Consider the following 14,538-nt stretch of genomic DNA (forward strand, 5'->3'; position numbering starts at 1 on the left):
TTTATTGTTACTTTGAGGCTACTTCAGCATTGTATGGACTTGACGAAAAGGAGGTTCATGATTTAAAGTAAATTTTAAAGAAATTTAATTGAATACAGCTAAATCTTATCAAGAGCAGGTGGAGGGACTAGCCCTATGAAACCCGGCAACCGGCGTGTGAACGCACGGTGCTAATTCTTGCGGAACTTTGCTGACGACTAAACCTCGTCCAAAAGTTTCTGGCAGATGAGAGAGGCGCATATGACTGTAGATATGACCTTTCTCGTTTTCCGAGAAAGGTCTTTTTATTGTTCAGAAAGCCGCGATGTGACATCATAACCTAAATACAGTTAAGGAGTGGAAAGACAATGCCAATTAAAATTCCCGACAGTTTACCAGCAAAAGAAATACTATCCGGTGAAAATATTTTTGTGATGGATGATAGTTTGGCTTTCCATCAGGATATCCGTCCACTAAGGATTGCTATTCTGAATCTCATGCCGACTAAAGAAACGACGGAGACTCAATTGCTGCGTTTAATAGGAAATTCACCGCTACAGGTTGACGTTACCTTGCTGCATCCACGCTCACATACTTCTAAGAATACTTCTGCTGAGCATTTGAGAAGCTTTTACAAAACTTTTGACGAGATCAGCCACCGCCGTTTGGATGGTCTTATTGTTACAGGAGCACCCGTAGAGCAAATGGAGTTTGAGGAAGTATCCTATTGGGAAGAGCTAAAAGAGATTTTTGAATGGAGCAAGGATAATGTGACCTCGACCATGCATATCTGTTGGGCGGCACAGGCAGGGTTGTATCATCATTTTGGTGTTCGTAAAGTGGCTTTGCCTGAAAAATGTTTTGGAGTATTCTCCCATACGATTAATCAAAATAACATTAAATTGCTGCGCGGCTTTGACGAGGTATTCCATGTACCGCATTCCCGTCATACCGATGTCTCCCGCGAAGATATTGAGAGCAATCCAGATCTGCAGATTCTGGCGGAATCCGAAGAAGCTGGTATGTATCTAGTAGCTACGACCGACGGCAAACAAATATTTGTGACCGGACATTCCGAATACGATCCATTATCCTTGAAATGGGAATATGATCGTGATTTGGAGAGGGGCATGGAGATGGCCTTGCCGAAACACTATTTCCCTAAAGATGATCCAGAACGAACACCTCCTGCAGTGTGGCGTGCACATGCCAACTTATTATTCTCTAATTGGCTCAATTACTATGTATATCAAGAGACACCTTACGATATCGACCCGATTGTTTATTAAGATCAGCGCTACATTACAATTTAGGAGGCATTTATCATGGACGACAAACTTAGGATTGAAAGTAGACTGGCACAAATAGGTTCACAAGAAGATCCGGCTACCGGAGCCATTAATTTTCCTATCTATAATGCTACGGCATTCCGTCACCCGAAGCTTGGGCAGAGCACAGGTTTCGATTATAGCCGTACCAAAAGTCCAACCCGTTCCGTACTAGAGAATGCGGCTGCGGAATTGGAGTCTGGTGATGCAGGTTTTGCCTGTAGTTCTGGGATGGCAGCTATTCAAACCATATTTACCCTGTTTGGGCAAGGCGATCACTTGATCGTTTCGCTGGATCTTTACGGCGGGACCTATCGTTTGTTGGAACGAATTATGTCCAAGTTTGGAATCACTGCTTCCTATGTAGACACGAATGATTTGGATGCGCTTGAGGCTTCACGTCTTCCAAATACGAAGGCGATATTTATTGAAACGCCAACGAATCCTTTGATGATGGTTACGGATATTGCGGCCGTAGCTACTTGGGCCCGTCATCATGGGCTGCTCACAATTGTAGACAATACACTGCTGACTCCATTTTTCCAGCGTCCTCTGGAATTAGGTGCGGACATTGTAGTTCATAGTGCTACCAAATATTTGGGCGGACACAATGATGTACTTGCTGGTCTTATTGTATCTAAAGGAGCTGAATTATCCGCTGAAATAGCGATTCTACATAACTCTATTGGCGCTGTGCTTGGGCCAACAGACAGTTATCAGCTGATGAGAGGCATGAAGACACTGGCCCTGCGTATGGAACGGCACGAGAGCAATGCGCTAGCAATTGCCCGCTATCTACAAGAGCATCCGGCGATTGCGGAAGTGTTCCATCCAGGCCTGCCGGATCATCCGGGATATGAAATCCAGAATCGCCAGTCCTCGGGCAATACCGGAATTTTTTCTTTCAAATTAAAAGATGCCAGATACGTAGAACCTCTGCTTCGTCATATCCGGCTTATTGCCTTCGCGGAGAGCCTCGGCGGGGTTGAATCGCTAATGACCTATCCTGCAGTACAGACGCATGCCGATATTCCTGTGGAAATTCGGAATGCGGTGGGTGTAGATGATCGATTGCTGCGCTTCTCGGTTGGCATTGAACATGCGGAGGATCTAATTGCTGATCTTGGTCATGCTTTGGAGGCTGCGCGGGCGGAAATCGAAACGAAGTAAAAGTAACGGCAACCCAGATCGGCACCGAATTGCTGGAAAATATCGAGGATCTATCTCAACGTTGATTTAGAGCTGGTGTTGGACGAAGGATGAAATAGAGCTGTCTCATAAGCCGGGAATTGGCTGCTGGGATAGCTCTTCTTTTTGGACTTTTTGCTATTGGACACAGCTGACCTTAGACACAGCATTATTACACATTTGGAATGTTAACGGACTCCACAGCAGCTATTGCGCTAAAAACCTGCCTTCATGAGTCTCTTGTCAAGGAATAGCGTCGCTGGAGTCCATAACTATGCTCCAAAGGCTAAATACTAACTAATAACGTCATCTGTGTCCGGCAGCCTCCAGGAATTTTGATTCACCGGGTGCAGGCAGCAATGTAAAGACTCTTTCTGCTGGATGGTATCTTGCTAAGAAAGTAAAAAGTTTTTCAAGCTGTTCAGATTGTGATACGATGAGGAAATGAACTGTTCATTTATTAAAATATAAGGTATAAGTTACATACTATACTTTATCCTTATGTTACTACGAGAAACGGTTGTTATCTCTAAAGGACGACAACGTTATTTTTCTTGTGATTTTGTGAATCTACCATATCCCTAAGGGTTTAAAAGGAGGATGCGAACGATGAGTACGATAGATCTTATTTTGGATAAAGCCCTGCGGGGTGACCGTCTCCAATTGGAAGATACCATCCGACTATTCGAGAGCAACGAAATTGAGAAAATGGGTGCTGCTGCAAACACTATTATGGAACGCTGGCATCCGGACCCGTTAGCCACATTTGTAATTGGCCGTAATATTAACTATACGAATGTATGTGATGTGTACTGCCGTTTTTGTGCTTTTTACCGCAGACCAGGCTCGGATGAAGGCTATGTGCTGCCAGATGAAACGATTTATCAAAAAATTGCTGAAACGATTGCTGTTAATGGTACAGAAATTCTTATGCAAGGTGGAACTAATCCTAACCTTCCATTTAGCTACTATACAGATATACTGCGCGGAATTAAGCAACGTTTCCCTGAGATTACAATGCACTCCTTCTCTCCTGCGGAGATTATGAAGATGAAAGAAGTATCAGGATTACCGTTGGAACAAGTGGTTCGTGAAATTCATGCTGCGGGTCTGGATTCCTTGCCAGGCGGAGGTGCAGAAATTCTTGATGACCGTACACGCCGCAAAATCAGCCGGCTAAAAGGCTCGTGGCGCGAGTGGATGGATGTAATGCAGACAGCACATAAAGTGGGTATGAATACAACAGCAACAATGGTGATTGGGCTTGGAGAAAGTATGGAAGAACGAGCTTTGCACTTACTACGTGTACGTGAGGCTCAGGATGAGTGTATTGCCAACAAATATGATTCTGAAGGTTTCTTGGCCTTTATCTCATGGACATTCCAACCGGACAATACGAACCTGAAGCTGGACAGACAAACGCCTGAGGAATATCTGAAGACGGTAGCGATCAGCCGCCTTGTGTTGGATAATATTAAGAACTTCCAATCTTCTTGGGTCACTATGGGGCCAGAGGTCGGCAAGCTCTCCTTGCAATATGGCTGCAACGATTTCGGCAGCACAATGATTGAAGAGAACGTAGTATCTTCTGCGGGTGCGACTTACAAGGTAAACATCGAGTCGATTACTCAGCTGATTCGCGAAGCAGGCAAAGTTCCAGCACAGCGGAATACACGTTATGATATTCTGCGGGTGTTCGATGATCCTAATGCGAAGATTGATAATGATTTTGTAATGCAGAACTAATATATATTAATTATTAATCAACGCTTGATGCTTGTTAATCCTTAAGTGGATTACTGAGCATCAAGCGTTTTTTTGTAAGGTTAGGTTTACGATCATTAGCAAGTCTTATTGCAGAACACATCTGAATCTTCGCTTGTTATATCATCCGCTAGGCGTACGGACCCAGTGGACCTTAATTGCAAATTCAGCGCTTCTTGAGTCGGGGTTCGGACCCCAGCGACGCTATTCCTTGAAAAGAGCCTCATATAGGCTGGTTTTTAGTGCAATAGCGACTGTGGGGTCCGATAGCATAGGGAAAATCGGAAAATGTGGCGTATAAGAGCATCAGTGTCCGATAGAGCTGAAGTATACGAACATTTTGAACTAAGGTTAACTACATAAACTAAGGTTGGTGTGGAGTACGCCTTTTAACGAAATTTTTATAAATGTGAACATAAAATTATTTTTATTTCTTTTTACCCATTCACATTATTATCCAAAAGTGATATCATAATCATATCAAAAGAATATCTAGTGGGGGTGCTTTTATGAAAGAGAAAACGCTTCGTCCTGTCAGTGGATTTTGGGTTCTCGCCTTAATTGCAGTTTGTTTAGCTGGGGGAATTTATGGTGCGGTTCAAGAGTATGTCGCAGTGCCAGTCATTCTGTTCGTTGTAGCTGGGGTATTATGTACAAGTGTTACGGTTGTGCAGCCCAATAAGTCGGTTGTAGTTACCTTTTTCGGGCAATATGTAGGGACTATCGTGACAAGTGGCTTGTTTGCAGTCATTCCGTTCAGTTTGCGCAAGACGGTTTCCCTCCGCGTACGTAACTTTAACAGTGTCAAGCTGAAGGTTAATGATGTGGAAGGTAATCCGATTGAAATTGCTGCAGTTATCGTATTTAAGGTAATTAACTCTGCAAAAGCGCTTTTTGATGTAGATAAATATATGGCGTTTGTGGAAATTCAAAGTGAAACAGCGCTGCGTCATGTGGCCAGTAAATACCCGTATGATAACTTCAATGAATCGGGCATGTCCCTGCGGGCCAATGCAGATGAGATTGCTAAAGAATTGGCAACCGAGCTGCAAGAACGTTTGTCGATATCTGGTGTAGAGGTCATTGAAGCGCGGCTCACACACTTGGCTTATTCCACAGAGATTGCCAGTACAATGTTGCAACGTCAGCAAGCATCTGCAATTCTGTCCGCTCGTCAAATCATTGTTGAAGGCGCCGTGGGCATGGTCGATATGGCGATTAAACAGCTTAAAGAGAGTGGCGTGGTTGAGCTTGATGAGGAACGCAAAGCGGCGATGATTAATAATCTGATGGTTGCGATCGTGTCGGAGCGCGGAGCGAGTCCGGTCATTAACGCCGGCTCGTTGTACTAAGGCGGTGCATCATGGCGGCCAAGAAAAGCTTTCCACTGCGGATTGATCCGGATTTACATGAGGCGCTGGAACGATGGGCGGGAGAGGAATTTCGCAGCGTAAACGGACATATCGAATACTTGTTGCGTGAGTCTTTGAAACGTGCAGGCCGCTTACCTGAAAAAAAACGGCGAGAGGAATAACCATAGAAGGGCTGTTTCAGCATCCATGTATTGGCTGCAAGAACAGTCCTTATGTGTGTCTTCTGACTGTGTTTCTATCATTTTGGACCCTTTTCTGACTTGACTGTCAGAGAGGACAGATTTATAATTACTCCATAATTCACGTTAACAGCATTGACGAAGATATGAGTTGATTGTTCTGGACCGTTCAGAGAGAGGAAACTTAGGCTGAAATTTCCTCCGGCATCCTGCTTTCGATTTACCCCTTTGTAGCTGCGGTTTTGAACTCCCTGCAATGGGATAGTAAGAGCTGCCGGTTCATGGTCGTTACTCCATGCTTACGAAGGATTCTATCTTCACTCCGCTTGAGGATTCAAGGGAGGCTAGAGAGAATCGAATTTGGGTGGAACCACGGGTGTAATCGCTCGTCCCTTTGCGGGACGGGCGTTTTTTTGTGTGCGTGGATATTATTGTTCCGCAAAGGTTAAAGGGCCCTTAGGCTTAATTATATGAAGGAGGAATTAGCAATGTCAGTAAGTATTAAGCTTCCGGACGGTTCTGTCCGTGAATACGCAGAGGGTAGCAGTATTGATGATGTAGCAGCTTCTATTAGCAGTGGCCTGCGCAAAAATGCAGCAGCGGGGAAATTGAACGGTATCGTTGTAGATTTATCTACTCCCCTTGAAGAGGGCGCACTGGTAGAGATCGTAACTTTGGATTCACCTGAAGGTCTGGAGGTTATGCGTCACAGTACAGCTCACTTGATGGCTCAAGCGGTTAGACGTTTGTTCGGAACAAAAGAAGTTAAGCTTGGTGTAGGTCCGGTCATTGAAGATGGCTTCTACTACGATATGGATCTGGAACATCCTCTAAATCCTGAAGATTTGCTCAAAATCGAAAAGGAAATGGACCGCATAATTTCGGAGAACCTGCCGATCGTGCGCAAAGAAGTTAGCCGCAAGGAAGCCCTTGAAATTTTCGGTGAGCTAGGTGATCCTTACAAGCTGGAATTGATCGAGGCATTGCCTGAAGATAGCGTAATTTCTATCTATGAACAAGGAGAATTCTTCGACCTATGCCGTGGACCCCATGTGCCGTCGACTGCTAAGATCAAAGTCTTTAAATTGATGAATGTAGCCGGTGCTTACTGGCGCGGCGACAGCAAGAATAAGATGCTTCAACGCGTATACGGCACAGCTTGGATTAAAAAAGCTCAGCTTGATGAGCATCTTCGTCTGCTTGAAGAAGCGAAGAAACGCGATCACCGGAAGCTTGGTAAAGAGCTTGAAATCTTTACATTTAATCAATTGGTAGGACAAGGCTTGCCAATCTGGTTGCCTAAGGGTGCTAAATTGCGCAGTATTCTGGAGCGTTATATCGTAGATCTGGAAGCAAGTCTTGGCTATCAGCATGTATACACACCAGTTCTGGGTAATGTTGAACTGTACAAAACTTCAGGACACTGGGAGCACTATCAAGAGGACATGTTCCCTAAGATGACTATCGACAATGAAGAATTTGTTCTTCGTCCAATGAACTGCCCGCATCACATGATGATTTATAAGAGCTCGATGCACAGCTACCGTGATCTGCCGATCCGTATTGCTGAGCTTGGTATCCAGCACCGTTATGAAATGTCAGGCGCATTGACTGGCTTACACCGTGTGCGCTCGATGACTCTTAATGACTCCCATATTTTCTGCCGTCTGGACCAAATTAAAGGCGAGTTCATTCGTGTAATCGAATTGATTAAACAGGTATACAGTGACTTTGGTATTAATGACTACCGTTTCCGGTTGTCCTATCGTGATCCTAAGGATACTGAGAAATATTATGCGAATGACGAAATGTGGGAAACTGCACAGCGGATGTTGCGTGAGGTTGTAGAGGAAGCTGGACTGCCGTTCTACGAAGCAGAAGGCGAAGCTGCATTCTATGGTCCTAAACTTGATGTGCAAATTAAGACTGTATTAGGTAAAGAAGAGACTCTGTCTACTGTACAAATCGACTTCTTGCTGCCTGAACGTTTTGAACTGGAATATATCGGCGATGATGGTCAAAAACACCGTCCAGTCGTTTTACACCGCGGAATCTTGGGTACAATGGAACGTTTCGTTGCCTTCCTGTTAGAGAACTTTGCGGGCTCGCTGCCGCTTTGGTTATCTCCACAGCAGGTTAAAGTAATTCCTGTATCGACAGCGTTCGACGATTATGCCAAGGAAGTTACAGACAAGCTGCGTCGCCGTGGTATCTCTGCTGAAGCAGATCTCCGCAATGAGAAGCTGGGTTATAAGATTCGCGAAGCTCAGCTTGAGAAACTGCCATACATGTTCGTAGTTGGCGAGAATGAGATGAACGCTCAGACGGTTTCCATCCGTAAACGCGGGGAAGGCGACATTGGAGCTAAGCCGCTTCAAGAAGTGATTGAGCTCTTGTCTCAGGAAATTGCTGATCGTGTGATCTCCTAGTTTCTTGTAATTATCAACACCAAAATTACGTCTAAATAAGACCTCTGTTATATGCCAATGAGGATCAACTTCTGATCTTCATGTATAAAATTTTGTGAATCGGGAAACCTTCGCTAATAAGGGGGAGGTTTTTCACATGAACAAAATGGGCATATTTCAGAGGTTTTGGTGTCTTTTTGTCACCATTGTTTTGCTATTGACCGCTGCTGGAATCATTCCAGAATCTAAGCAACAGGCAGTAGGGGCCATTGGGACAGGAGACACTTTACAGCACACGGGTATTAACAAAACGCTATCGAACGAGTTGCAATATACCAAGGCTAATTCTGTGTTTATGAGAACTACAGATGATAAGGTCATTCTTACGACTGGCCGTGCCACACTTATGTCAAACGAGGCGCATTCCGTCGCACCTGTATTACCTGCAACAACAAAAAATAAACCAGCAGCGACGAAGGCACCGCAGAGCACCAAAGCTCCAACCACTAAAACAAACGGTGGCAGCGGATCTTCCAAACAGTTACCAAATTCTATTCCTGTAGCCGCACCTGCGGAAGACCAGATCATTACTTCAATGAAAGTGATGGCGACTGGATATACTGCGGGTTATGAATCTACAGGTAAAACATCTAAGCATCCCGAATATGGAATTACCTATTCAGGGGTAAAAGTGCGCAGAGACAAAAATACAGTCTCAACCATTGCTGCGGACCCTAAGGTTTTGCCGCTGGGGAGTATTCTTTATATACCGGGCTATGGATATGCCATAGTTGCTGATACAGGCTCGGCTATTAAAGGGCGGAAGATTGATCTGTATTTTGCTACTACGAAACAGGTGTATAAGGAATGGGGCAAAAAATCAGTTGTAGTTCAACTCATTAAGCGTGGTAACGGGACTTGTACGGAAGTCATGCTGAAGAAGCTGAGCCAAGCGATTGAGACTTACAAAGCAGTACCGCAATCCATGCTCGAAGAATCCATTTAAAGGGATTGAACTTATTTTCACTTGGTCATGCATAATAGTGACATCACCTTGCCATAATACGGACTGGGGCAAAGCAATTGCCTCTTCCGAGATGTTCTCTTAGTAAGCATATTCTATGCTGCATAAGAGAAAAGGAGGTGAATTCCGTGGCCAATAACAAGAAATCTAAAGTACAAGAAAATTACAAAACACCAAATGAAAAATACAATGCTGAGTTTGCTGTTGAGAATGACGGCGCTACTAAGCAAAGTGGAAATACTTCTAAACCAGCTCAGAAACCGCAACAATAATGCGCTGACTGAAGCAGAAGACTGCTGAAAAAAAGAGACTGTCCAATTCAGTTAATTACTGAGGGACAGTCTTTTTTCATATATAATGAAGTAAATAGAATTTTATCCCATTCATCTCAGTCTAGAGACTGAGGGGAAGTTCCTTCTCTCGCCGCTGTTTCTCAGTACTTCATTCCTGTAGACTAAGGCTATAAGATTGAAGAAGAGAGCGTTCCACTACTTTAAAGGGGAAATGAATGATGAAAAGAAGGTTCACCAGCCAGGTTTTAGGCGGCCTGATCCTGATAGGGATTGGAGCTATGTTTCTACTGAGACAATTAGGTTACACTGATTTCAGCTTAGGTTACCTGATTTCGAATTATTGGCCGGTAATTTTGATCCTAATGGGAATGAACCGGCTTTTAGGTACAGGGGATGGACAATCCAAAGGTTCTTCACCTATCGGCGGCTTTTTCTTTCTGGCGATCGGAGTGTTTTTCCTTGGACGGAATTTAGATTGGTTCGATATTTCGGCCGGGGATTTTTTCAAAATGTTCATTCCAGTTATGTTGATTGGCGGCGGACTTTATGTGATTTTTAAACCACGCGGTTCAGTACCACCTGTGCCACCAGCTCCACCGTCACCACCAGATCACTTTCCTTCAGGAAAAAGCTCACTAGATGTGGAGCCGCCCAAACCACTGGATTCCACACTTGATGAACAATTTGAGCAAAAATTCGGCAAGGCTTCTGGTCAACGCGACTGGAAGGACTATCTTCAAAAAGATGAAGAAGACGATGAGGACGAAACAGGATCTTATAAGTCCAGCGCTGAAGCACGTTGGCAAGAGAAGCAGGAACGACACGAGCGCAGACGTCAGGAACGTCATGAGCGTCATGCTCATAGACATGGTAAATGGCATGAGGAATTCCATGAATCAAATAATCAAAAGGAATCGACCAATCGCTCTGCTTTTATCGGAGATGTCCACATGGGGCGCGAGCATTTCCAACTGAAGAACACGAATATCTCGCAGTTTATCGGCGATACCGTACTGGATCTGACGAATGCACAGATTGCTTATGGCGAAACGAGGATTAATATTTCCGCTTTTATAGGCGACATTAAAGTGTACATTCCGAATGATATGGATCTTGGCATCTCGGTGAACAGCAGTTCTTTTATCGGGGATATGGAAGTTCTGGATCAGTCTCGCAGTGGTTTTATGAGCAGTGTACAGTGCAAGACTCCTTATTATAAAGAAGCAGGCAAAAAAGTCCGTATAAATGTAAGTGCATTTATAGGTGACATTAAAGTTAAAACGGTGGGTTAGATGGGGACAATCTTCAGTAATACCAAATGGTTGCTGTTGTTTTACTTTTTGCTCACTGGAGCGGTAAGTGCAGGATTGATGTATGCAGGCACTTGCCTTGGTTATATCGAAGTGAAGGATTATCGGATGTGGCTGTACTTATGTCTCGGGATTGTGTTGTTCACTGTAGTTATCGGCTATATGGCAGGCCAGCGGATTCAGCGCCGGATTGATCATCTGGATCTGAATATGCTGCAGGTAGCCAAAGGAAATCTGTCCGTGCGGATGCCAGAAAGTGACGATCAGTCTTTTGCCCGAGTGTATCACGAGTTTAATGTCATGATGGATACGGTCGAGAATAAGATGCAACTGCTACAGCGATTGGGTGAACAAGAGGTTATTGAGAAGGAACAGGCAGCGGAGAGTGCGGTGTTGGAGGAAAGAAGGCGTATGGCCCGGGATCTGCATGATACGGTGAGCCAACAGCTTTTTGCCATCCATATGTCGGCTTCTTCGCTGCCTAAAGTACTGAAGGTCAATGAAGCTCAAGGTCAAATGGTCATGGACCAGTTGATTACAATGTCTCAGATGGCACAAAAACAAATGAGAGCATTAATTGCACAACTGCGTCCGGTGGAGCTGGAAGGTCGAAATCTGTTCGAGGCGCTGGAAAAATGGTTTCCCGATTATTGCCGCCAGAATGGCTTGAAAGGAATGAAGGAGCTCGAACTTCAGGGCGAGTTATCGGAAGCAATCGAACATCAGCTGTTCCTAATTATTCAAGAGGCGATGGCGAATATCGTGAAGCATGCCGGGGCTAGACTGGTGAGTCTATCGCTGCGTGAAGGATCAAGACAAGTTGTGTTGAGTATTAGTGATGACGGTCAAGGTTTTGAACATGTGCAGCAAAAACAAGGCTCCTACGGTCTCACCACCATGCGCGAACGGGCGGAGAAACTGGGTGGGCAAGTGGAGATTATTAGCCGCAAGGGTGCGGGAACGACGATCCGTGTACATATTCCTAAGTTTGTTCAAGGGAACCCAGAATTAGAGCAGAATAGATCGTTAGGAACAGATACACAGGACGAGGAGGAGTAGAGCATGAGTGTCATAAAAGTGTTGCTCGTAGATGATCATGATATGGTACGGATGGGCCTCAAAACTTATCTAATGCTGGAGCCTACATTCGAGGTCATCGGTGAGGCGGCGAATGGACAAGAGGCGCTGGAGATGCTGCGTGCGGGTGGACATGAAGGTCTGCCTGACCTCGTGCTGATGGATTTGATGATGCCAGTGATGAATGGTGCCGAGACCACGAGAGCAGTGCTGGCTGAATTTCCTGGCGTCAAAATCGTGATCCTCACCAGCTTCCTGGAGGATGATCTTGTTGTAGATGCTATAGAGGCTGGTGCAGTCAGCTACGTGCTCAAAACAGTGTCGGCAGAAGAGTTAATCTACGCATTGCAAGGGGCTTACCGCGGCATGCCAGTCATGACGGGTGATGTGTCACAGGCGCTGACCCGTGGTATTCGCCAGCGCACCGTGCAAGGTGATTCCTCCGGTTTAACAGAGCGTGAGAAGGAAGTCCTGCTGCTTATAGCTGAGGGCAAGACCAATAAGGATATCGGTGAGGAGCTGCATATCAGCATCAAGACAGTGAAGACGCATGTCAGCAATCTGTTGATGAAATGCGAGCTTGATGACCGTACCCAGTTGGCTATTTACGCTCATCGGAAGGGCTGGGCTCAGGGGTAGGACTTGTAGACTAAGGTGCATTACTATTTGAAATGGTTTTAGAAGCTCGGGCCGCGATGTTTTTCGCGCCCGAGCTTCTTTTTTTACTTTCCTGCCTAATCTCCTCCCATTTGCCTATATCTTTTATCTGCGCTTAAATTGTTTTTAATGTGACCTTAAGGTTTAAAGTACAAAATAAGAACATGAAAACAAATTAATCCTTGTCACGGCGACAGGAAGCAGGAGGAAAGATAAACATGGACGATAACAAAAACAACTTCAATCGCGACAATGGACCAACACCAGATCGGGAATGGGACAATAATAACAATAGCAGCAATAATAATAATTCATCTGAAGCAGGATCATCATCATACTACTATTCTTACGGACCTTTTAAATCTTTGAACAAAGATGAGAATAACGCTGACGGCGGCGCACAACACTACAATCGGATGGAGCCAGAACGTGTCGAGGTTACACCTCCACAGCCTGTAAAGCCATTACCTTATAACACATCGCTTCGCACCACTGGCTATGATGGCAATGGTGGTGGCCGCGGAGGAAATGGCGGTGGCGGTTCTGAAGGTGGCGGCGGCTGGCAATATAATAAAAAACCAAAAAGCTCGTTAAAAACAGTGCTGGTATCATTCCTAGCCGGTATGGTCGTTCTCTCGGGCTCAATGTATATGGCAGACAGAGGTAACTGGTTTACGGGAGATACAGCTACAACGGTTGCTAGCTCCGGAACGAATGGAACGGCGAAGACAACGGGCGAGAGTGCAGGTGTTGCGCCTTCTACTTCTACTACATCCTTGGTGACTGGATCTCGTGATGTGACAGGTGTTGTTGATGCGGTGGGACCAGCAGTTGTTAAGATTGAGACACTAGTTAAATCTAATTCGCGTAATGGAAGCTCATCCAGCCCGAATCTGAGTGATCCCTTCTCACAATTTTTCTTCGGGGATCAATACAGTGGAAATGGTTCTTCCCAAAATGAACAGGATTCCAAATCAGGATCGGATTCTTCATCACAGCTTATCCCTTATGGAATTGGAACAGGCTTCATTTATGAGAAATCCGGCTATATTTTGACCAACCAGCACGTAATTGACAATGCCGATGTAATCCAAGTCACCGTGGATGGCGTAACCAAGCCTTATGAAGCGAAGCTGCTAGGTTCTAGCAAAGATCTGGATTTGGCTGTGCTTAAAATTGAAGGAGATAGTGATTTCCCTACAGTAGCACTGGGAGATTCGGATAGCATAAAGGTAGGTTCAGAAGTGGTTGCTATCGGTAACCCGCAAGGCTTCGACCATACTGTAACTTCCGGTGTTCTTAGTGCAAAAGGACGCAGTATTGATATTAACGAAGAAGATGGCAGTGGAACACGTAATTACAAAAACCTGCTGCAAACCGACGCTTCTATCAACCCGGGTAACTCAGGTGGGCCGTTGCTCAACATGAATGGGCAGGTAATTGGGATGAACGTAGCCGTCAGCACGGATTCTCAAGGTATTGGTTTCGCAATCGCTGTGAATACGATTAAAGAAGTCGTAGATAAACTGGAAGCCAACCAAGCCATTCCGAAAGAGCCAGTACCTTTCATTGGTGCAACTCTTATGACGATTACAGATGAGGTTGCTAAGCAAATGGGTACGGATATTAAAGAAGGTTCTGTGGTTGCAGATATCATCTATAAATCCCCAGCGTATACCGCTGACCTGCGCCCTTACGATATCATTACCGGTGCGAATGGAACGAAGTATGCAACCAACCAAGATCTGATTACTTTCATTCAAACGTTAAAAGTTGGTGACAAAGTAACATTAAATGTTGTGCGCGACGGTAAAACAATGGATCTCTCAGTTACCATCGGTAACAAAAATGATTTTGATACAACGACTACACAACAAAGTCAGCAGCAATAATACCGGACGGTAAGTCACACGGAAGGGGCGACCCTTCCGTTTTTGTCTAATTGTGATGTAAACTGC

General features: G+C 44.9%; 12 protein-coding genes and 1 riboswitch. All 12 genes read left to right on the top strand.

What is annotated here, in order from left to right; genetic code table 11:
* The first annotated feature begins 102 nt into the window (after window positions 1–102).
* Window positions 103–232, top strand: a riboswitch (SAM riboswitch).
* 115 nt (window positions 233–347) lie between these two features.
* The 12 genes from metA to MHH89_RS30385 all read left to right on the top strand — a co-directional run bounded on the left by metA (window position 348) and on the right by MHH89_RS30385 (window position 14,472).
* A complete protein-coding gene (gene metA / locus MHH89_RS30330; protein WP_076126410.1) occupies window positions 348–1,268 on the top strand; it encodes a homoserine O-acetyltransferase MetA in 921 nt (306 codons plus the stop codon).
* Window positions 1,269–1,304: 36 nt separating this feature from the next.
* The gene (locus MHH89_RS30335; protein WP_076103991.1) at window positions 1,305–2,477 is read left to right on the top strand and encodes a PLP-dependent transferase; all 1,173 of its coding nucleotides are present in this window, start codon (window positions 1,305–1,307) and stop codon (window positions 2,475–2,477) included.
* A gap of 627 nt (window positions 2,478–3,104) precedes the next feature.
* Window positions 3,105–4,241, top strand: coding sequence for a cyclic dehypoxanthinyl futalosine synthase (mqnC, locus tag MHH89_RS30340; RefSeq protein ID WP_076184682.1), 1,137 nt, complete (start codon window positions 3,105–3,107; stop codon window positions 4,239–4,241).
* Window positions 4,242–4,768: 527 nt separating this feature from the next.
* Window positions 4,769–5,611 (top strand): SPFH domain-containing protein, encoded by an 843-nt coding sequence (locus MHH89_RS30345; RefSeq protein WP_036684473.1) that lies wholly within the window; start codon window positions 4,769–4,771, stop codon window positions 5,609–5,611.
* A gap of 11 nt (window positions 5,612–5,622) precedes the next feature.
* Window positions 5,623–5,793, top strand: coding sequence for a toxin-antitoxin system HicB family antitoxin (locus MHH89_RS30350; RefSeq protein WP_036684471.1), 171 nt, complete (start codon window positions 5,623–5,625; stop codon window positions 5,791–5,793).
* Window positions 5,794–6,299: 506 nt separating this feature from the next.
* Complete coding sequence (gene thrS, locus MHH89_RS30355; RefSeq protein WP_076135889.1) at window positions 6,300–8,240, top strand: threonine--tRNA ligase; 1,941 nt, start codon at window positions 6,300–6,302, stop codon at window positions 8,238–8,240.
* 385 nt (window positions 8,241–8,625) lie between these two features.
* Window positions 8,626–9,225: a 3D domain-containing protein gene (locus tag MHH89_RS30360; RefSeq protein ID WP_175618916.1), complete on the top strand. Its 600-nt coding sequence runs from the start codon at window positions 8,626–8,628 to the stop codon at window positions 9,223–9,225.
* A 146-nt stretch (window positions 9,226–9,371) separates the two neighbouring features.
* Complete coding sequence (locus tag MHH89_RS30365; protein WP_156113077.1) at window positions 9,372–9,515, top strand: hypothetical protein; 144 nt, start codon at window positions 9,372–9,374, stop codon at window positions 9,513–9,515.
* Between the two features lie 236 nt (window positions 9,516–9,751).
* Window positions 9,752–10,828: a cell wall-active antibiotics response protein LiaF gene (gene liaF, locus MHH89_RS30370; RefSeq protein ID WP_305953552.1), complete on the top strand. Its 1,077-nt coding sequence runs from the start codon at window positions 9,752–9,754 to the stop codon at window positions 10,826–10,828.
* The gene (locus tag MHH89_RS30375; RefSeq protein ID WP_076126420.1) at window positions 10,829–11,905 is read left to right on the top strand and encodes a HAMP domain-containing sensor histidine kinase; all 1,077 of its coding nucleotides are present in this window, start codon (window positions 10,829–10,831) and stop codon (window positions 11,903–11,905) included.
* 3 nt (window positions 11,906–11,908) lie between these two features.
* Window positions 11,909–12,562, top strand: a complete 654-nt coding sequence (locus MHH89_RS30380; protein ID WP_341088752.1) for a response regulator transcription factor — start codon at window positions 11,909–11,911, stop codon at window positions 12,560–12,562.
* 236 nt (window positions 12,563–12,798) lie between these two features.
* Window positions 12,799–14,472 carry a S1C family serine protease gene (locus tag MHH89_RS30385; protein ID WP_341088753.1) on the top strand — a complete coding sequence of 558 codons (1,674 nt, stop codon included), beginning with the start codon at window positions 12,799–12,801 and terminating at the stop codon, window positions 14,470–14,472.
* The last annotated feature ends 66 nt before the right edge of the window (window positions 14,473–14,538 follow it).

This window comes from Paenibacillus sp. FSL H7-0323 (assembly GCF_038002725.1).
GTDB lineage: Bacteria > Bacillota > Bacilli > Paenibacillales > Paenibacillaceae > Paenibacillus_AQ > Paenibacillus_AQ odorifer.

Bases quoted from the DNA above. Each gene is read 5' to 3' on its own strand.
- metA (WP_076126410.1), top strand. From the start codon at position 348: ATGCCAATTAAAATTCCCGACAGTTTACCAGCAAAAGAAATACTATCC.
- MHH89_RS30335 (WP_076103991.1), top strand. From the start codon at position 1,305: ATGGACGACAAACTTAGGATTGAAAGTAGACTGGCACAAATAGGTTCA.
- mqnC (WP_076184682.1), top strand. From the start codon at position 3,105: ATGAGTACGATAGATCTTATTTTGGATAAAGCCCTGCGGGGTGACCGT.
- MHH89_RS30345 (WP_036684473.1), top strand. From the start codon at position 4,769: ATGAAAGAGAAAACGCTTCGTCCTGTCAGTGGATTTTGGGTTCTCGCC.
- MHH89_RS30350 (WP_036684471.1), top strand. From the start codon at position 5,623: ATGGCGGCCAAGAAAAGCTTTCCACTGCGGATTGATCCGGATTTACAT.
- thrS (WP_076135889.1), top strand. From the start codon at position 6,300: ATGTCAGTAAGTATTAAGCTTCCGGACGGTTCTGTCCGTGAATACGCA.
- MHH89_RS30360 (WP_175618916.1), top strand. From the start codon at position 8,626: ATGTCAAACGAGGCGCATTCCGTCGCACCTGTATTACCTGCAACAACA.
- liaF (WP_305953552.1), top strand. From the start codon at position 9,752: ATGATGAAAAGAAGGTTCACCAGCCAGGTTTTAGGCGGCCTGATCCTG.
- MHH89_RS30375 (WP_076126420.1), top strand. From the start codon at position 10,829: ATGGGGACAATCTTCAGTAATACCAAATGGTTGCTGTTGTTTTACTTT.
- MHH89_RS30380 (WP_341088752.1), top strand. From the start codon at position 11,909: ATGAGTGTCATAAAAGTGTTGCTCGTAGATGATCATGATATGGTACGG.
- MHH89_RS30385 (WP_341088753.1), top strand. From the start codon at position 12,799: ATGGACGATAACAAAAACAACTTCAATCGCGACAATGGACCAACACCA.